The 17,224-nt window shown below is 71.3% G+C and carries 16 protein-coding genes; 2 read left to right on the forward strand and 14 right to left on the reverse strand.

Going from position 1 to position 17,224, the window contains the following annotated elements:
• Nucleotides 1-3: 3 nt before the first annotated feature.
• Complete coding sequence (locus tag ACZ7CF_RS07470) at nt 4-936, reverse strand: TauD/TfdA family dioxygenase (protein ID WP_470369149.1); 933 nt, start codon at nt 934-936, stop codon at nt 4-6.
• 145 nt (nt 937-1,081) lie between these two features.
• Here ACZ7CF_RS07470 and sbnA point away from each other — a divergent pair, with 145 nt between their 5' ends.
• Complete coding sequence (gene sbnA / locus ACZ7CF_RS07475; RefSeq protein WP_470369150.1) at nt 1,082-2,029, forward strand: 2,3-diaminopropionate biosynthesis protein SbnA; 948 nt, start codon at nt 1,082-1,084, stop codon at nt 2,027-2,029.
• A gap of 4 nt (nt 2,030-2,033) precedes the next feature.
• Here sbnA and ACZ7CF_RS07480 read toward each other — a convergent pair whose 3' ends face one another.
• The 6 genes from ACZ7CF_RS07480 to ACZ7CF_RS07505 all read right to left on the reverse strand — a co-directional run bounded on the left by ACZ7CF_RS07480 (nt 2,034) and on the right by ACZ7CF_RS07505 (nt 8,016).
• Complete coding sequence (locus ACZ7CF_RS07480) at nt 2,034-2,780, reverse strand: thioesterase II family protein (protein WP_470369151.1); 747 nt, start codon at nt 2,778-2,780, stop codon at nt 2,034-2,036.
• The gene (locus tag ACZ7CF_RS07485; protein WP_470369152.1) at nt 2,777-4,036 is read right to left on the reverse strand and encodes a cation:proton antiporter domain-containing protein; all 1,260 of its coding nucleotides are present in this window, start codon (nt 4,034-4,036) and stop codon (nt 2,777-2,779) included. The genes ACZ7CF_RS07480 and ACZ7CF_RS07485 overlap by 4 nt, the downstream gene beginning before the upstream one ends.
• A gap of 11 nt (nt 4,037-4,047) precedes the next feature.
• Nucleotides 4,048-5,136 carry an acyl-CoA dehydrogenase family protein gene (locus ACZ7CF_RS07490; RefSeq protein ID WP_470369153.1) on the reverse strand — a complete coding sequence of 363 codons (1,089 nt, stop codon included), beginning with the start codon at nt 5,134-5,136 and terminating at the stop codon, nt 4,048-4,050.
• Complete coding sequence (locus tag ACZ7CF_RS07495; protein WP_360383714.1) at nt 5,133-6,605, reverse strand: amino acid adenylation domain-containing protein; 1,473 nt, start codon at nt 6,603-6,605, stop codon at nt 5,133-5,135. Before ACZ7CF_RS07495 ends, ACZ7CF_RS07490 begins: the two co-directional genes overlap by 4 nt.
• Nucleotides 6,606-6,793: 188 nt before the next feature.
• Nucleotides 6,794-7,054 carry an acyl carrier protein gene (locus ACZ7CF_RS07500; protein ID WP_360383711.1) on the reverse strand — a complete coding sequence of 87 codons (261 nt, stop codon included), beginning with the start codon at nt 7,052-7,054 and terminating at the stop codon, nt 6,794-6,796.
• Nucleotides 7,054-8,016 (reverse strand): chlorinating enzyme, encoded by a 963-nt coding sequence (locus ACZ7CF_RS07505; protein WP_360383708.1) that lies wholly within the window; start codon nt 8,014-8,016, stop codon nt 7,054-7,056. The genes ACZ7CF_RS07500 and ACZ7CF_RS07505 overlap by 1 nt, the downstream gene beginning before the upstream one ends.
• Before the next feature lie 598 nt (nt 8,017-8,614).
• On the opposite strand from ACZ7CF_RS07505, the gene ACZ7CF_RS07510 reads away from it, so the two are divergent.
• Entirely contained in the window at nt 8,615-11,110 is a 2,496-nt protein-coding gene (locus ACZ7CF_RS07510; protein WP_470369154.1) for an AAA family ATPase, read from the forward strand.
• A gap of 46 nt (nt 11,111-11,156) precedes the next feature.
• Here the strand turns inward: ACZ7CF_RS07510 and ACZ7CF_RS07515 are convergent, their stop codons facing one another.
• The 7 genes from ACZ7CF_RS07515 to lysX form a co-directional block, all read right to left on the reverse strand.
• Nucleotides 11,157-11,969 carry a [LysW]-aminoadipate kinase gene (locus ACZ7CF_RS07515; RefSeq protein ID WP_458432382.1) on the reverse strand — a complete coding sequence of 271 codons (813 nt, stop codon included), beginning with the start codon at nt 11,967-11,969 and terminating at the stop codon, nt 11,157-11,159.
• A 53-nt stretch (nt 11,970-12,022) separates the two neighbouring features.
• Nucleotides 12,023-13,039 (reverse strand): N-acetyl-gamma-glutamyl-phosphate reductase, encoded by a 1,017-nt coding sequence (gene argC, locus ACZ7CF_RS07520; RefSeq protein ID WP_458432381.1) that lies wholly within the window; start codon nt 13,037-13,039, stop codon nt 12,023-12,025.
• Nucleotides 13,040-13,213, reverse strand: a complete 174-nt coding sequence (gene lysW / locus ACZ7CF_RS07525) for a lysine biosynthesis protein LysW (protein ID WP_360383697.1) — start codon at nt 13,211-13,213, stop codon at nt 13,040-13,042. It lies immediately after the preceding gene.
• A 67-nt stretch (nt 13,214-13,280) separates the two neighbouring features.
• Nucleotides 13,281-14,228, reverse strand: coding sequence for a transketolase family protein (locus ACZ7CF_RS07530; protein ID WP_360383694.1), 948 nt, complete (start codon nt 14,226-14,228; stop codon nt 13,281-13,283).
• Nucleotides 14,225-15,040 (reverse strand): transketolase, encoded by an 816-nt coding sequence (locus ACZ7CF_RS07535; protein ID WP_470369155.1) that lies wholly within the window; start codon nt 15,038-15,040, stop codon nt 14,225-14,227. Before ACZ7CF_RS07535 ends, ACZ7CF_RS07530 begins: the two co-directional genes overlap by 4 nt.
• The gene (locus ACZ7CF_RS07540; protein WP_470369156.1) at nt 15,037-16,353 is read right to left on the reverse strand and encodes a DegT/DnrJ/EryC1/StrS family aminotransferase; all 1,317 of its coding nucleotides are present in this window, start codon (nt 16,351-16,353) and stop codon (nt 15,037-15,039) included. The genes ACZ7CF_RS07535 and ACZ7CF_RS07540 overlap by 4 nt, the downstream gene beginning before the upstream one ends.
• On the reverse strand, nt 16,350-17,210 hold the full coding sequence (gene lysX / locus ACZ7CF_RS07545) for a lysine biosynthesis protein LysX (RefSeq protein WP_458432378.1): 861 nt from the start codon (nt 17,208-17,210) through the stop codon (nt 16,350-16,352). The genes ACZ7CF_RS07540 and lysX overlap by 4 nt, the downstream gene beginning before the upstream one ends.
• Nucleotides 17,211-17,224 lie beyond the last annotated feature (14 nt).

Below are 17,224 nucleotides of genomic sequence, written 5' to 3' on the forward strand. Positions count from 1 at the left end.
GGGTCAGTCCGACATCGCGACGAGGATGCGGCGCGGCCCGGTGAACGACCGCCTGCCGTGGCCGACCGCCACGTTGTCGATCAGCAGCACGTCGCCCGCGCGCCAGCTCACGTCGACCGCCTCGGACAGGCCGCGGTCGCGGATCTGCCGCACGTGCTCCGCCGGGATGGGGGAGCCGTCGGCGAACGTCACCGACTGCGGCAGGTCCTCTTCGGACATGATCTGGTACAGCGCCGCCGCGGTCTCGTCGCCGAGCCCGGCCGCGTGCCACTGGTCGGCCTGGTTGAACCAGACCTCGTCACCGGTCACCGGGTGCTCGACGGTCGAGGGCCGCACCTGGCTGACCCGCAGCCCGCCGTCGGCACGCCACGAGAACTCGCTGCCGGAGGTGCCGAGGAACTCCTCGACCACGTCCCGGTCGCCGGTCTCGAACGTGTCCTGCCAGCTCTTGCCGAACCCCTTGCCACCGTGCAGGTTCTGCGTGTACCGCACGCCTTTCGCGAACGCCTCGCGCACCTCGTCGTCGAGGGAACCCAGCCAGCGCACCCCGTCCACCACGGGGGTCGCGCCACCCGTTTCCGGTGCCACGTCGCAGAAGAACATCAGCCGTTCCGGCCATTGATGGGCGTACGACATCTCGTTGTGCATGGAGATGTCGAATTCCGGCGGGTATTCCGTGGACGTGTACACGTTCTGACCGACCTTCGTGCGCGGCGAGTTGCCGTGGACGTAGGCGAGCCGGTTGGGCAGCAGCAGGTCCATCACCTCGTCGAGCTCCGCGGTGGTGACCTGGAAACCGCGGAAGACCAGGGCCTTGTTCGCCGTCAGCAGTCCGGCCAGGTCGGCCCGTCCGCGCAGATGGTCGACCAGCCCGTGTGGACCTGGCTCGGCTCCGATGCCTGCCGGGTCGAGCTCGAGTGGAGCCCAGTGTCCCATCTGCCTCTCCCTCCGGTTCGTCGTGAAAACGACCCTGCGGAGAGCGCCTATATTTCATCGGTATCGCACCTATGGCCGTCCGTATAGCGGAAATATGGCGTCCCTGGAAAGGATTTGCGCGTCGGCTACGAGATGGGATTTCGGTGTGGCAGCTGTCATCACGAGTCCGCTGGAGTTCAACGTCGCGGACTTGTACGTGGACCTGCGGCCGGTCGTCGGACGGCGGCTGCTGCTCAAGTGCGAGGGCTTCAACTTCGCGGGCTCGATCAAGCTGAAGGCCGCGGTGGAGATGGTCGGCGCGATGGAACGCGACGGCCGCATCACCCCCGGCTCGACCCTGGTCGAGTCCTCCTCCGGCAACATGGGCGTCGCCCTCAGCCTCGTGGCGGCCAGCAAGGGGTACCGGTTCATCTGCGTCACCGACGTCCGCTGCACCGGTGCGGCCCGCCGCGCGATGGAGACGCTGGGCAGCGAGGTGCACGTGGTGTCCGAGCCGGACCCGTCCGGTGCGTTCCTCGGCACCCGGATCGCGCACGTGCAGGCGTTGTGCCGCGACAACTCCGGCTTCGTCTGGCTCAACCAGTACGCCAACCCCGGCAACTGGACGGGCCACTACCGCTCCACGGCGCCCGAGATCGCCAAGGAGTTCCCCGACCTGGACGTGCTGTTCATCGGCGCGGGCACCACCGGCACCCTGATGGGCTGTGCGCGGTACTTCCGCGAGACCCAGCCGGCCGTGCGCATCGTCGCCGTCGACAGCGTCGGCTCGGTCACCTTCGGCACGCCCGCGGCCACCCGGCTGATCCCGGGCCTGGGCACGAGCGTCCGCCCGCAGATCCTGGACGAGTCGCTCGTCGACGACGTCGTGCACGTCGAGGAGAGCGACACCGTCCGGACGTGCCACGAGCTGGTGCGGCACGGTTACCTGTTCGGCGGGTCGACCGGCACCGTCGTCAGCGGCGCGCTGCGGTGGCTGGAGTCCAGGGACGAGGACCTGACGTGCGTGGCGATCGCGCCGGACCTGGGCAGCAACTACCTGGAGTCGCTCTACGACGACAGGTGGCTCGCGGACTCCGGTCTGCTGCCCGGCTGAGTCCTCACGCGCGCGACGACACGAGTCCGCGCACCTCGTCCCCGACCAGGCCGGTGATGCGGGGCCACTGGTCCTCCAAGAAGAAGTGGCCGCCCGGCAGCACGTGCAGCTCCGTGGTCCCGGTGGTGTGCCGCTGCCAGGCGTGGGCCTCGTCCAGCGTCACCAGCGGATCGTCGTCGCCGACCAGCACGGTGACGGGCGCGGTGAGGTCCGGACCCTCGGCGTACCGGTAGGTCTCCGCGGCCCGGTAGTCCGCGCGCACCGCGGGGAGCACCATGCGGAGGATCTTCTCGTGCTGCAGCAGCGCGGAGCTCGTGCCGTTCAGCGCGCGCATCTCGGCGATCAGGCCGTCGTCGTCGCGCTGGTGCACGCGTTCGTCGCGCCAGCACGACGGCGCACGCCGGCCGGACGCGAAGAGGTGCGCCGCGGTCGTCCTGCGGGCGACCTCGAACGCGAGCGTCGCGCCCATGCTGTGTCCGAAGTAGATGGTCGGGCGGTCCAGGTGCGGTGCGAGGACCTCGGCGACCCGGTCCGCCAGCACGGCGATGTCGTCGATGCACGGCTCGTGCCTGCGGTCCTGCCGGCCTGGGTACTGCACGGCCAGCACGTCGGCCACCGGGGACAGCTGCTCGGCGAACGGCACGTAGTAGCTCGCCGAACCACCGGCGTGCGGGAAGCAGACGACCCGGACCTCGCTGTCCGGGCTGGGCGAGAAGCCGCGCAGCCAGGCGTCCTGACCGGGCCGGCTCATCGACCGGTTCCTGCGCCGCGGCCGGCCAGCGGATCGGCGTTCACGAGGGGGTCCGCCAGGCGGCGCTGCAGCACGGTGATGACCGGTGCCGCCATGAACGTGGTGGCCAGCGCCATCAGGACCATGATCGTGAACAGGGAGGAGGAGACCACGCCCAGCTGCACGCCGACGGTCAGGATCACCACCTCCGTCAGCCCGCGCGTGTTCATGAGGACGCCGATCAGCAAGGACTCCGTCCACCGGTCACCGGTCAGGCGCGCGGCGATCGCCGCGCCGCCGAGCTTGCCGGCCGTGGCGACCACGACGACCAGCAGCGCGGTCAGCCAGAGGGCGGCGGTGGTGAGCTGGTCGATCCGGGTGGACAGCCCCACCAGGCCGAAGAACATCGGCAGCAGCAGCACGGAGATCATGCTCTCGAGCTTCGCCTCGACGCCGCGCTGCCACTCGGGGTCGCGCGGCATCACGGCACCGGCCAGGAAACCGCCGAAGATCGCGTGGATGCCGATCTGGTCGGTCGTCCAGGCGCTCAGGATCGCCACCGCGACCATCACCCACATCGACGGGTGGCCCAGGCGCCGCAACAGGGGCCGGACCACGGCGAACATCACGACGAGGTAGCCGGTCGACAGGGCGAGCGTCAGCAGCACGTCCCCGAGGCCCGTCGACTTGGCCACGGCGACCACGACGGCCAGCATGATCCACGCGTAGACGTCGTTGATCGCCGCGCACACCAGGCTGATCACGCCCACGCGGGTGGGCATCAGGCCGGACTCCCGCAACAACCGGGAGAGCACGGGGAACGCGGTGATCGCCATGGCCGCGGCGAAGAACAGGCAGAACGCCAGCCGGTCGGTCTGCGCACCGAACCGGGGGTACAGCCACAGCGCCAGCGGCACCGCGAGCGCGATCGGCACCAGCAGCGACGCGTGGCTGATGACCGTGACCTTGCGCCCCTGCCCGCGCAGCGACCTCAGGTCGATCTCCAGGCCGATCAGGAACATGAACATCACCAGGCCGGTCTGGGCCAGCACGTTCAGCCCCGCGATCACCTGCTGCGGGAAGAGGTGGGCCATCATCTCCGGCCACACCAGTCCCAGCACGCTGGGTCCCAGCAGGATGCCGGCGACGATCTCCCCGAGCACCCGCGGCTGGCCGATCTTGCTCACCGCCCAGCCGACGACCCGCACCGCGACCGTGAGCACGGCCATGGCGAGCAGCAGGCGGCCGCTCACCGTCGCGGCGTCCAAGTTCCCCATGTCTCCACTCCTCATCGCCCCGACTCGAAGATCAAGTCACGCATGAGCTCGCTCGCGCCGGCGGCGATGGTCCCCGCCATCGCGTCGCGGTACAGGCGGGCCGGCGCGGCGTCGTCGAGATACCCCCGCGCCCCGTGGAACTGCACGCACGCCTGTGCGGCCGCGACCGCCAGCTCGGTCGCCGTGAGCTTGAGAACGGCAGCGGCCTTGGTGTCCAGCCGCCCGGCGCAGTGCTCCTCCGCCAGCCGGTGGGCGAAGGCCCGCACGAGCTCGAACTGGGCGTCCAGGTCGGCCAGGCGGTGCCGCACCGCCTGGTTGGCGCTCAGCGCCTCACCGCGCACCCGGTGCGACCGCACGAACGACCGCAGCAGGTCGAGGCAGTGCCGGACGCCGCCGACCGCCAGCAGACCGGCGACCAGCCGTTCGAAGTCCAGCGCCGGCATCAGCTGCAGCAGCGCCCGGTCCGGCCGGCCGATCACCCCGTCCGCGACCACCCCGTCGAACGACACCCGGCACGTGCCGGCCGCGCGCCAGCCGAGCGTCCGCTGCGGGTGCCGGGTGATGCCGGGGGAGCGGCCGTCCACCACGAACAGGCTCGCCCCGGACAGCACGCGGGTGGTGCCGCCCTCGCGGGTCTTGGCCAGCACGACGAAGTAGTCCGCGGTGGAACCGTTGGCCACGTAGAACTTCTCCCCGGTCAGCCGGTGACCGGCAGCGTCCGGTTTGGCCACTGTGGACAGCGAGGACAGGTCCGTTCCCGCGTTCTGCTCGGTGATGGCCAGCGCGGCGATCCGGTCCGGCCTGAGCCAGGCCGACCGCTGGGCGTCGGTGCCGAACATCCGCAGGTAGGCGGGTGCCATGTAGGCGTGGACACCGATGGCCGCGCGGACGCCGGCGTACCCGGTGCCGCCGAGCTCCTCCAGGAACACGGCGCTGCGCAGGAAGCCTGGGCCCTCGTGCGGCAGGGAGAGCAGACCGGTCTCCGCCAGCGCACGCCACCCGTCGGCCGGGATGTGCCCCTGCTCCTCCCAGCTGTCGGCGTGCGGCAGCACGACCGCGTCCAAGACGGACCGGATCTCTTGGCGGACGTCGTCGCTCATGACCCGGACCGCAGTGACGACAGGAGGGCCTCGCGGTCCACCTTCCCGTGCGCCGACAGGGGGAGCGACGCGCGGACCTCGATCACCGCGGGCACCATGTACGGCGGCAGGCGGTGCGCCAGGTGCTCCCGCAACGCCTCCGCCGGCGCGTCCGAGACGGCGAAAGCCATGAGCACCCGTTCGCCGGTGCCGGTGACGTGCACGGTGACGAAGGCCTGGCGCACGTCCGGGTGCCCGGTCAGCACGTGCTGGACCTCGCCCAGTTCGATGCGATGACCGTTGACCTTGACCTGGTCGTCGTCACGGCCCTGGAACACGAGCACGCCGTCCGCCTCGAAGTACGCGAGGTCACCGGTGCGGTACAGGCGTTCGGTGACGCCGTCGACCTCGCAGTCCACGAACCGCCGCGCGGTCTCCTCCGGCATCCCGAGGTAACCGGGGGACAGGCCGGGACCCGACAGGCACACCTCACCCGTCTCACCCGGCTCGCACAGCCTGTCGTCGCGGACGAGGTGCACGCGGGTGTTCTGGATCGGCCGCCCGATCGGCAGCGGCCGGTCCTCCGGCTGCGGCCCGGTGAGCGGGTAGTAGGTGGCGAACGTGGTGCATTCGGTGGGGCCGTAGACGCTGACGATCCGGCCCGCGCCGTAGTGCGCCAGCGCCTTTTCGACGTGCGGCAACGAGTGCGCCTCACCGCCGGTGAGAACGGTGTCGACGGTGCCGAGGGCGTCGACGTCCTCGTCGACCATCGTGTTGAACAGCGCCGTGGTCAGGAAGACCGTGCTGACCGCGTGCCGGCGGACCACCCGGCGCAGCTCGGACAGCCGGACGAAACCACCGGGGTAGACCACGCACGTGCCGCCGTTGAGCAGCGCTCCCCAGATCTCGAACGTGGCCGCGTCGAAGGTGACCGGCGCGAGGAACAGGGTGACGGCCCTGTCGTCGAGCCGGGTGTAGCGGGCGTCGTGGACCAGCCGGACGACCGACCGGTGCTGGATCGGCACGCCCTTGGGCCGCCCGGTCGACCCCGAGGTGAAGTTGACGTACGCGATGTCCGTGGGCAGCACGGCGACCGCGGGGTCCGCGGCACCGTCACCGTCCGAAGAGGACACATCGGTCACCTGGCACCGCGGCAGCCGCGCCGCCAGGGCCTCCCGCTGGTCGGTGACCACCCGGTCGCAGCCGGCGATGCCGAACATCACGTGCAGGCGCTCGTCCGGCCAGGACGGGTCGAACGGCAGGTACACCGCCCCGCACTTGACGATCGCGAGCAGCGCGACGACGAGCTCGCACGACCGCCGCACGCACACGCCCACCACGTCACCGCGCCGGCACCCCTGTCGGACGAGGTGCCCCGCCAGCCGGTTGGCCGCCGCGTTCAGCTCCGCGTAGGTCATCCGCCGGTCGCCGTGCACGAGCGCGGTCGCCCCGCCGTTCCGCCGGGCACGGTGTTCGAACAGCTCCTTCATGCTGCTGTCCGACGGAAAGGGAACCGACGTGTCCACATTGGCCAGAGCGTGCACATCGCGCGCTCTGGGTCCGGCGGTGAGCCGTTTCATGCGCTTCCCCTCGACATCTGCTCCCTGCTTCCGGGTGGACGGCGTGGAGGGGTGACCCCCGGCAGGCACACCGGGGGCCACCCCTCATCGCGGTGCGCCTACGCCGGTGACGCGTCGGCCTGCTGCCCGTTGCGGGCGATGCTCTCGGCGATCTCGCGGACGCTGCTGTTGCTGAACAGGTCGTCCGGCGGCAGCGCGTCCTCGCCGTAGGCCTCCTCGGCCCTGGCGATCAGCTTGACCGCCGTCAGCGAGGACCCGCCGGACCGGAAGAAGTCGGACTCCGCGTCCACGCTCAGCCCGAGGTCCTGACAGGTGGTCACGACCCACTTCTGGATGGTGTCGATGTCGTCGGTCGCCATCAGGCCGGCACCCCGTCCCTGACGGGGAAGCGGAAGCCGTTCACGGTGGTCTCGACGAACTTGTTGTGCCCGAAGTTGTCCCGGCCCGAGGTGAGCACGTTGCCGAACTTCTCCAGGCTGGCCGCACCGCCGAACTCGGCGAGCGCGTCGGAGTGCGGGTAGACGCGCACGGAGGTCGGCAGGTAACGCCCCGCGAAGCCGAGTCGCATCTGGTCGGTCTTGCCCGCGTGCGGGTGCGAGGCGTGCATCAGCGTGGACCAGAAGATGATGAACTGGCCCTGCCTCATCGCCTGCGAGACCGCTTTGGACTCGTCCGGGGACCAGTTGGGGTCCTTCTGCAGCTGCCGGTAGTCGTAGCCGAAGAACCCGCGGCGCACCCCGCCCTTCTCCTGGTTGTTGATCAGCTCCGGGTTGTAGTCCATGACCTTGGACTCGTCGTAGTTCATCGACTTGTGGGAGCCGGGGATGAACTGCAGGCAGCCCATGTCCACCGACGCGTCGGTGAACGCCGTCCACACCGTGATGGTGCCGCCGAAGTCCGCGTCCTCCGGCCACACGATCTGCGGGTGCTTCGAGCCGGCCACGTTGGAGAAGTTGTCGGCCTGGTGCCAGTCCGTACCCTCGTCACCGGGGTACTTGGGGAAGAACTCCGAGCGCCAGCACAGCGTGTCCGGCCCGAGGATGCTCGACACCCGGTCCACGATCTCCGGCCGGGTGATGTGCTCGGCCAGGAAGTCGACGTCCAGGTGCCGGTCGTAGTTCGACAGGTTGGTCACGCCGGAGATGGTCTTGCCGCCGCCGTACACGGCCTTTTTCGTGTTGATCAGTTTCGGCCGCAGGGCCTGCAAATGCGCGGCCATCTCCTCGGGCTCGTAGAGGTCGAATGGACCTATGTATCCGTCGCGGTGGAACTTCGCGAGTTCCTCGTCGCTCAGTGTGAACGCCTTGCTTTCGGATACCATGATTACCCCTGCCGTTCCGAAAATTTGCACGTCGAATTTGCGCGGAAGTGGTCTTGTCGGTGAACAATCAATCGAACGCGGGCAGCACGAATGGAGCCGGCCGGACGGCTCGGCGTCAACTGTCAGGTTCGTGAGATCAACGGTCGCGTGCTACCTCGCCAGCGACGATCAGGTCAGGCCTGCGCTCTGCCGGTGGAAGGCCTGCGCGGATGTCTGGTATTTCCAGTTCGCGACATGTCAACCCCCCGGTCGGCCCCCAGTGCCATTTCTGGGTCACAGCCCCCATGTCGCTGGACCCGAAGCGAACGTAACCAAATCTCCGCAGGCGTGTCAAGGTTCCCCCTGACGTGCGCCGGATTAGCCAGACTTGCCGCCGTGTGGTGTGCGGGTAATACTGACAGGCGGGTACTGGGGTCTATTCGTGCAGATTCATACACGCATGGGTGTATGCCGATGCGCACACGAGTGCGTACGGCGTGCACGCACTGGTGCGCGCCTGCGGGTGTGCGCCAACGGCGGTATGTCTCTGTCGAGGAGGGAGCCGTCGATGCTCGGGGGCGGGCTTGGCAGGACGGGAGAGTTGTCCGGGCAGTCGGTCTTGAGGGGCAGGACGCGGGAGCTCGAGTTCTTCGACCACCTGTTGGGAACCTTCGGCGGGAGCCCGGTCAGGGTGCTGGAGCTGGCCGGTGAGCCCGGCATGGGCAAGACCCGGCTGCTGGCCGCGTTCCGGGAACGGGCGGAACGCGCGGGTGTGCTGGTGGCGCACGGCGAGGCCGTGGGCAAGCCGCTGATGACGGAGTTCGCGGTGTTCGCCGACGCACTGGACGACCTGCTGGCGGCAGGCGGTGCGCGTCTGCTGTCCGGAATGGACCCGCGGGCGGCAGTCCGGTTGCCGGAGATGTTCCCCGTGCTGCACGCGTCCGGCGCCACCCGGACACAGCCGCAGGAACGGCGGTACTGGGCCTGTCAGGGCATCCGCGCGTTGCTGGGGAAGCTGAGCGAGGACGCACCGCTCGTGCTGCTGCTCGACGACGTGCACAACGCGCAGCAGAGCTCCGTCGAGATGATCCTCAACCTGGTGCGCCGCCCGCTGGCCGCACCCGTGCTGCTCGTGCTGACCCACCGTCCCCGGCAGACGCCGGTCGACCTGGTCAGCGCGCTGGGCACGGCGGCGGAGACCGGTGCGGTGCGGCGGATCGAGCTGGGACCGCTGGACCCGGCCGACTCGGCGCGGCTGCTGCCCGCCACCATGCGGCCGGGTCGCCGCAGGGTGCTGCACCGGCTCAGCGGCGGGCAGCCAGGACTGCTGAGCGCGCTGGCCGCCGGTGCGCACGACGACACGGCGGTCGTGGACGACCTGCCGTCGCCGCACCCGGTCGCGGCGGCCGTGGGCGTGGACCTGCAGGCGCTGGGACCGGAGGGGCGGTTGTTCGCCCAGGCCGCCGCCGTCGTCGGCGACGCGATCGACCCGGTGCTGGTGGCCGAGGTCGCCGAGCTCGAACACGACCGCGCGTTGGCCGGCCTGGACGAGCTGATCGCCCAGGACCTGGTGCGCACCAGGGACAACCGGCTCGGTTTCCGCGACGGCGTGGTCAGGGCGATCTGCTACCGGCAGTCGGGTGGCGGGTGGCGGATCGGTGCTCACGCCAGGGCCTACGAGGCGCTGTGGAAGCGCGGCGCACCGCTGGCCGACCAGGCGCACCACCTCGAACGGTCCGGCAAACCGGCGACCGAGCGGGACGCCGAGACGCTCCTGGCCGCGGTCAGGAGCACCGGTGACCGCATGCCCGGCGCGGTGTCGCGCTGGCTGCGGGCGTTGCTGGAGCGGCACGACCTGCACCGCGGCGAGCTGGTCACCCGGCTCGCGAGGGCCACCGCGCTGTCCGGGCGGCTGGCCGAGAGCCTGCCGGAGCACCAGCAGGCGTGGCGGCACCACGACGAGCTGGACCCGGCGACCCTCACCGGCCTGGCCGAGTCCCACGTCCGGGCGCTGCGCCTGCTCGGCAGGTTCGACGACGCGGCGGAGGTGGTCCGCACGGCCGTCCGGCACGTCGAGGTGCCGCTCGCCCTCGCCGAGATCGCACTGGACAGCGGCGGTGACGTGGCCGGTCTGCTGGACACCGTCGCACCACTGGCGCAGGCCGATCCGCGCGCGGCGGCCGTGCACAGCGCGATGCTCGCCACACTGGGCCGCGGCACCGAGGCGGCGGCAGTGGCCGACAGCACCGCCGAGGCGCTCGACCGACTGGGTGATGACGTCACGTCGACGTGTGAAGCGCTCGACTGGCTCGGCTGGGCGAACATCTGGTCCGGCCGCACCGCGCACGCGCTGACCGAGTTCACCCGCGGGCTGGAGCTCGCCGAGCGGCACCAGCAGGTCCACGTCCTCGGCCGGCTCCACCTCGGCCTGGCCACCGCACACCTGCGCGACGGCGCGCTGGGACTGGCGGTGGAACACGCGCAGGACGCGAGTGCGCTCGCCTCCTCGACCGGCTCGGCCGGGGTCGCGGTGCGGACGAAACGGCTGTGCGCCGAGATCCGGCACGTGATCGCGAGCGGCGGCACGGCGGTGCCGGGGTCGCTGTGCGCGGTGCTGGCCGGGCTCAGCTCGGCGGTGGGCAGGAACGACGAGGCGCGGTTCTGGCACGCGCTGGAGGACGAGCTGCTGTCCCGGCGCGGTCCGGCCGACCAGCTGGGGCTGACCCTGCTGGCGCTGGCGTGCCTGGAGTCGGTGACCGAGCAGAAGCAGGCGCGGCAGCTGGTGCGCGCGGCCGTCGCCGTGCTGTCCGCCCGGTCGCACCCGGTCCTGCTCGCCGTGCTGCACCTGGACGGGGCACCCGTGCGCGCGGCGGGGGAGGCCGAGGTCGAGGACTTCGAGAAGGCCGTCGTGGAGCGGCTGAGCCTGTTGAGCGTGCGGGAGAACCAGGTGGCCGAGCTCGTGGCGAGGGGACGGACCAACCAGCAGATCGCGCGGGCGTTGACGTTGAGCCACAAGACGGTGGAGACCTACCTGCGCCGGATCTTCGACAAGCTGGAGGTCTCGTCCCGCTCGGAGGTCGCGGCACTCACAGGCACCATGCGCCGGATCGCGTGACAGCGTTCTCCCCCGGTCGGTTCGCCGGCCGGGGGAGACATGTCTCTCAGGCGAGGGTGACGCGGGTGCCGGCGCCGTCGAGCGCCCGGCTCACCGGCGACTCCGCCCTGCCGTCGGAGATCAGCACCGTCCGCACGCCGCCCTGCAACGCCTCGCGCGCCCCGATCAGCTTCACCGACATGCCACCGGACACGGTGGACGCGCTGGCCGCGGTGAGCGGGTAGCTGCTCAGCAGCGACGTGGGATCGCCCAGGTCCGCGAGCAGTCCGGGGGCGGCGGTGAGGAACACCAGCGTGTCCGCCTTGAGCTCGGCGGCCACCGCGGCGGCGACCCGGTCCGCGTTGACGTTCACCGGGCGGCCGTCCTCGGCGATCGCCGGCGGCGAAATCACCGGGGTGTACCCGTTGTCCAGCAGCAACTCCAGCAGCGCCCCGGACACCGAGGTGATCCGTCCGCTGTGGTCGTCGCGGACCAGGACGCGCTTGCCGTCCACCACGGCGCGGACGGCGGCGCGGCGTTCGGCCCGCAGCAGACCGGCGTCCAGCCCGGAGAGTCCGATCGCGCGGATGCCGCGCTCGCCCAGCGCACCGAGCACGGCCGGGCGGACCTGGCCGAGCAGCGCCAGTTGCAGCACCTCCAGGGTGGCCGCGTCCGTGTGCCGGGTCGTGACACCGCTGGCGGAGGTGAGGTGACGTTGGGGCACGTCGAGCCGGTCCGCCAGTGAGTCGACCGTCGCCGAGCCGCCGTGCACCAGCACGACCCGCCGACCGGCGTGGACCAGGTCCGACACGTCCGCGCAGACCCCGGTGGCGTCGACACCGGCCGCCCCGCCGACCTTGACCACGAGCACGCCGTCCATGTCTCTCCTGCCTGTGTCGGTGCCGCGCCGGCGGTCTCAGGCCGGTCGCGGTGCTAGATCGGGTGCAGCCCGACGAAGCCGAGGCCGGTGCTCTCCGCCCAGCCCATGCGGATGTTCAGGCACTGCACGGCGTTGCTCGCGCCGCCCTTGCCGAGGTTGTCCAGCGCCGCGACGGCCAGCACGCGGTCACCGTCCACGGCGAACCCGACATCGCAGAAGTTGGTCCCGGCCAGGATCTTCGGCTCCGGCAGCCGGTACAGGCCACGCCGTTGCGCGACGATCCGCACGAACGGCTCGTTCCCGTAGGCGGTGCGGTAGGCGCGGCGCAGGTCGTTCTCGGTGACACCGGAGGCCGTGGCGTGACACAGGACCTGAGCCCCGCGCACCGCCTCGACGCCGGTCGCCGTCATCCGCACCCGCAGCCCGGTCTCCTGCCCGACCTCGGCCTCGTGCCGGTGCCGGACCGCCGCGAACACCCGCATCGCCCCGCTGCGCTCGGAGTGCAGGTTCATCCCGGTCGCGGTCGCGCCGGAACCGCTGGAGCCGATCTTGGCGTCGATCGTCACGTCCTGGTCGACGATCCCGGCCAGCGGTGCCAGCGCCAGGATCGCCGCGTTCGCCATGCACCCCGGCACGCTGATCCGCGCCGCCGTCCGCAGCGCGTCCCGGTGGCGTTCCGGCAGTCCCGGCGTGAACCCGGCCAGCAGGTCCGGCGCCGGGTGCGCCGAGTCGTAGTACGTCTCGTAGACCGCGGGGTCCTTCAACCGGAAGTCCGCGGTGAGGTCGACGACGAGCGGTGCGGCCGGGCCGATCGCCTGGACCAGCTCGGCGGCCTTCCCGTGCGACACGGCGATGAACAGCACGTCGTGGGAGCCGAGCTCGTCCGGGTGCGTGAAGGTCAGCGAGGTGTGGCCGCGCAGGTTGGGGTGCAGGCTGTCGACCCGCTTGCCCTGCTGGCTCGCGGAGTAGGCGCGCGTCACCTCGACCTCGGGGTGGGCGGTGAGCAGCCGGAGCAGCTCACCGCCGATGTACCCGGCCGCGCCGACGACGCCGGCGGAGATCGAGGTCACCTACTCGCCCCAGTCCTCGTCCATCTCGGGAGCCAGCGCCAGCACCAGCGGCTCGGCGGTGACGACCTCGAGCTCGCTCATGCAGTCGGGGCACTCCACGATCTCGTTCTGCGTCACCGAGCTCGTGATCTCGATCGCGCCCTCGCACTCGGGGCACGCCGTCGCGGTGGTCATGGCTCCTCCTCTGATGTCCAGCCGAGCATGTGGTCCGTGCACTCCCCGAAGTAGTCCGGAGAGTCCCCTACAGCAGGGCCTCGGCCGCCGCGACGACGGCTTCCGCGCTGACCCCGGTCGCCGCCAGCAGTTCCAGCTCGTCGCCGACGACGTCGAAGAACGAGGTGGGGACACCGATGCGGCGAACCCGGCACGGCGCGGTCTCGGCGAGCACCTCGCAGACCGCGCTGCTCATGCCGCCCTCCAGCACGTGGTCCTCGACCGTGACGATGCCGCGGGTCTGCTCGGACGCCGCCACGATCGCGTCGCGGTCGATGGGCTTGACGGTGTGCATGTCCAGCACGCGCGCGCTGACCCCGGCCGCGGCGAGCAGGTCGTGCGCCTGCAGGGCCAGCACGGCCGGGTACGGCCCGGTGGCAATGATCGTCACGTCGTCGCCGTCGCGCAGCCGCGTGGCCTTGCCGAGCACGAAGTCGTCCGGCGACTCGTGCACGAGCGGGGTGGCCGCCCGGCCCAGCCGCAGGAACAGCGGACCGGGCAGGTCCGCGGTCGCCCACACGGCCGCCTCGGTCGACACCGAGTCCGACGGCACGACGACGGTCATGTTCGGCATGGTGCGGGCGATGGCGATGTCCTCCAGCGCGTGGTGCGTGGGACCGTAGTGTCCCGCGGAGAACCCGGCGTGCGTGACGACGATCCGCACCGGCAGGTTGTTGCCCGCGACGTCGACCTTCATCTGCTCGCACGCCCGGCACGCGGCGAACGTGCTGATGGTGTTGGCGTAGGGCAGGAAGCCCGCGGAGGCCAGTCCGGCGCTGACACCCATCATGTTCGCCTCGGCGATGCCCACGTTGGTGTACCGGTCGGGGAACCGCTCGCCGAAACCGGTCTCCAGCCCGCCCATGTCGGAGTCCACGCAGAACACCCGCGGGTCCCGCTCAGCCAGCTCGCCCAGGACCCGGCGGTAGACCTCGCGGGTGGGCACCAGGACGCCGGGGGCTGTCTCGACGCTCATGACGTCCTCCTCGACCGCGCCCGCAGACCCGCCTGCGCCCTGGTGAGCAGCGCGGGGGTCAGCGTGACGTGGTGGCTCTTCTTCTTGTCCTCGAACAGCGGTACGCCCTTGCCCTTGACCGTTCGCGCGATGACGGCCGTGGGACGACCCGGCTCCAGCGACGCGAAGACCTCGCGCAGCGCGTCCAGGTCGTGGCCGTCCACCTCCACGGCGGTCCAGCCGAAGCTGCGCCACCGGTCGGCGAGCGGTTCGAGGCCCAGGTCCTCGGTGCGGCCGGTGATCTGCCAGCCGTTGCGGTCCACGATGGCGACCAGGTTGTCCAGGCCCGCCGCGGGCGCGAACTGGGCCGCCTCCCACACCGAGCCCTCCTGCAGCTCACCGTCGCCCATCAGCACGAAGGCCCGGTACGGGCGCCCCGCGCGTTTGGCGGCCAGCGCCACGCCCGCGCCGAGCGACAACCCGTGGCCCAGCGAGCCGCTGGGGAACTCGACGCCGGGCAGGCGGCGCAGCGGGTGCCCCGCGAGCCGGCCACCGCTGGCGGCGTAGGTCTCCAGTTCGGACTCGGGCAGGAAGCCGTTGGCGGCCAGCACGGCGTAGAGGGCGGCGCTGGCGTGGCCCTTGCTGAGGATGAACCGGTCCCGCAGCGGCCAGTCCGGCTCGTCCGGCCGCAGGTCGAGCACCTCGTCGTAGAGCACGGTGAGCAGGTCGACGCAGGACAGGCTGCCGCCGACGTGCGTGCCGGACGGCGAGGAGCCCATCCGCAGGATCTGCTCGCGGTTGCGCAGCGCCTTGGCGGCGAGCGGGGTGGTCATACGGCCGCCTTCGACTGGTGGCCCACGCTGCGGGCGATCGGGATCAGGGTGTCGAGGTTGTCCCACACCTTGCGGATCGCCTCGGCGCACCGCAGCAGCACCGGTCCGCTGTGCGGGTTCAGGTGCCAGCGCTGCAACGTCAGCGACGACTCGATGACCGCCGTGGTCTCCGGGTACTCCCCGCCGCGGACGTCCCCGCCGAGCTTCCACGGGTACCCGCCGAACCCGGCACGGGTCTGGAACGCCTCCTGCATCGGCAGCGGCACCAGCTGGTACGGCTGCAACGGCACGCCCTCGGCGCGCAGTGCGCGGTGCAGGATCGACCGCAGTGCACCGGGGCGCACGTCCGGGTGGCCCGTGGCCGCAGGGTCGAAGCGCAACCGCAGGATGTGCCAGGCGTGCGTCCGGTCGGCCGGCACCTCCGGCAGCACGAGCCCCGGCAGGCCGGCCAGCGCGGCGAGCATCGCCTCGACGTTGCGCTTGCGGGCGGCGTCGTACTCCGGCAGGCGCGCGAGCTGGGCGCGGGTGAACGCCGCCTGGATGGCGCTGAGCTTCGCGTTCCCCGCCAGCACGCGGGAGACGTAGTCCCGTTCCCGGCCGCCGCGCAGGTCCTCGCCGAACTGCCGGTGCAGCACGACCTTCCGGTGCAGCTCCGGGTCCGCGGTGGTGATCAGGCCGCCTTCGCCGCACGTGGGCAGGTTCTTGACCACGTTGAGGCTGAACGTGGCGATGTCGCCGAGCGTGCCGGTGCGCCTGCCCCGGTAGGTGGCACCGTGCGACTGCGCGGCGTCCTCGACCAGCAGCAGGTCGTGCCGGTCGGCCAGTGCGCGCAACGCGGTCATGTCGGCGGGCAGGCCGTGCAGGTGCACCACGAGGATCGCGCGGGTCCGCGGGGTGATCGCCGCCGCCGCGGCCTCGGGTGACATGTTGTACGTGACCGGGTCGATGTCGACGAACACCGGCACGAGCATCCGCTGCACGGCACCGATGGCGCTCGCGATGAAGCTCAGCGCGGGCACCAGGACCTCCGCGCCCGGCTCGATCCCGGCCGCGGCGAGCGCCAGCTCGATGGCCGCGGTCCCGTTGACCACCGCCGCGCAGTGCGGGGTACCGACGAACTCGGCCCACTCCGCCTCCAGCGCGGCCACCTCACCGCCGCCGGTGCTGTTGGACGTGAACTGCCCGCTGTCCAGCACGCGCCGGGTCGCCTCGTGCTCGGCGTCCGTGATCACCGGCCACCGGACCTGCTCGGGTGGGACGCTGCCCTTCCCGATCACCCTGGTGCCGCCGAACATCGCCAGCTTGTCGCTCATGCCGCCGCACCGATGCCGAGCTTGCGGGTCGCGAAGTCCACGTAGGCCCCGACCAGGTCCACCGACAGCACCTCGAGTGCGCCGTGGAACTCCGGCGTGTGGTTGACCTCGTTGACGAGGTAGCCGTCGTGCTCGGACTCCAGCACGTCGATGCCGAGGATGCCGTCGCCCACCGCGTCGGCCGTGGCCCGCAGGAGCTTGGTCAGCTCCTCGTCGGGGTCGCAGCGCATCGTCGTGCCACCGCGTGCGGTGTTCGTGCGCCACTCGTCGGACATCTTGTAGATCACGCCGACGACCTCACCGCCCATGACGTAGGCCTTGATGTCGCGGCCGGGTTTGTCGACGTACTCCTGCACGTAGACGACCTGGTGGTGCAGGCCGGGCAGCGCGCTGCGGTGCTCCAGCATGATCTCGGCGGAGTTGCGGTCGGTGGGCCGTGCGGCCAGGTGCCCCCACGACCCGTTCACCGGCTTGGACACCAGCGGGAACCCGAAGTCCTCCAGGTGGTCCAGCGCGTGCTCCGGCGACAGGCTCACGGCCGCCCGCGGCACCGGCAGCCCGGCGGCGTGCAGGGTGAGGGTGGTGAGCAGCTTGTCCCCGCACAGCGCGACGACGTCGGCGCTGTTGACCACGGTGAGGCCGGAGTGCTCCAGCAACCGCGCCGCGTAGACGTTGCGGGTGTGGGAGATCTCGCGGCTGATCACGCCCGCGTAGGCGGGTGTGGGCGCCTGCACCTCGAACAGCGCCCGGCGGGTGTCGATCACTTCCACCGGCACCCCGCGCCGGGCCAGCTCGGCGAGGATCAGCTTCTCCTCGAGCCGGATGCGCGATGCCAGTACGGCGACAGGCAGGTCCATCAGGTCATCCCCTG

The organism is Lentzea sp. NPDC036955 (assembly GCF_055608005.1).

Bases quoted from the DNA above. Each gene is read 5' to 3' on its own strand.
- ACZ7CF_RS07540 (WP_470369156.1), bottom strand. From the start codon at position 16,353: ATGAGCGACAAGCTGGCGATGTTCGGCGGCACCAGGGTGATCGGGAAG.
- ACZ7CF_RS07515 (WP_458432382.1), bottom strand. From the start codon at position 11,969: ATGGACGGCGTGCTCGTGGTCAAGGTCGGCGGGGCGGCCGGTGTCGAC.
- ACZ7CF_RS07505 (WP_360383708.1), bottom strand. From the start codon at position 8,016: ATGGTATCCGAAAGCAAGGCGTTCACACTGAGCGACGAGGAACTCGCG.
- lysX (WP_458432378.1), bottom strand. From the start codon at position 17,210: ATGGACCTGCCTGTCGCCGTACTGGCATCGCGCATCCGGCTCGAGGAG.
- ACZ7CF_RS07470 (WP_470369149.1), bottom strand. From the start codon at position 936: ATGGGACACTGGGCTCCACTCGAGCTCGACCCGGCAGGCATCGGAGCC.
- ACZ7CF_RS07535 (WP_470369155.1), bottom strand. From the start codon at position 15,040: ATGACCACCCCGCTCGCCGCCAAGGCGCTGCGCAACCGCGAGCAGATC.
- ACZ7CF_RS07500 (WP_360383711.1), bottom strand. From the start codon at position 7,054: ATGGCGACCGACGACATCGACACCATCCAGAAGTGGGTCGTGACCACC.
- ACZ7CF_RS07490 (WP_470369153.1), bottom strand. From the start codon at position 5,136: ATGAGCGACGACGTCCGCCAAGAGATCCGGTCCGTCTTGGACGCGGTC.
- ACZ7CF_RS07530 (WP_360383694.1), bottom strand. From the start codon at position 14,228: ATGAGCGTCGAGACAGCCCCCGGCGTCCTGGTGCCCACCCGCGAGGTC.
- lysW (WP_360383697.1), bottom strand. From the start codon at position 13,213: ATGACCACCGCGACGGCGTGCCCCGAGTGCGAGGGCGCGATCGAGATC.
- ACZ7CF_RS07480 (WP_470369151.1), bottom strand. From the start codon at position 2,780: ATGAGCCGGCCCGGTCAGGACGCCTGGCTGCGCGGCTTCTCGCCCAGC.
- ACZ7CF_RS07495 (WP_360383714.1), bottom strand. From the start codon at position 6,605: ATGAAGGAGCTGTTCGAACACCGTGCCCGGCGGAACGGCGGGGCGACC.
- ACZ7CF_RS07485 (WP_470369152.1), bottom strand. From the start codon at position 4,036: ATGGGGAACTTGGACGCCGCGACGGTGAGCGGCCGCCTGCTGCTCGCC.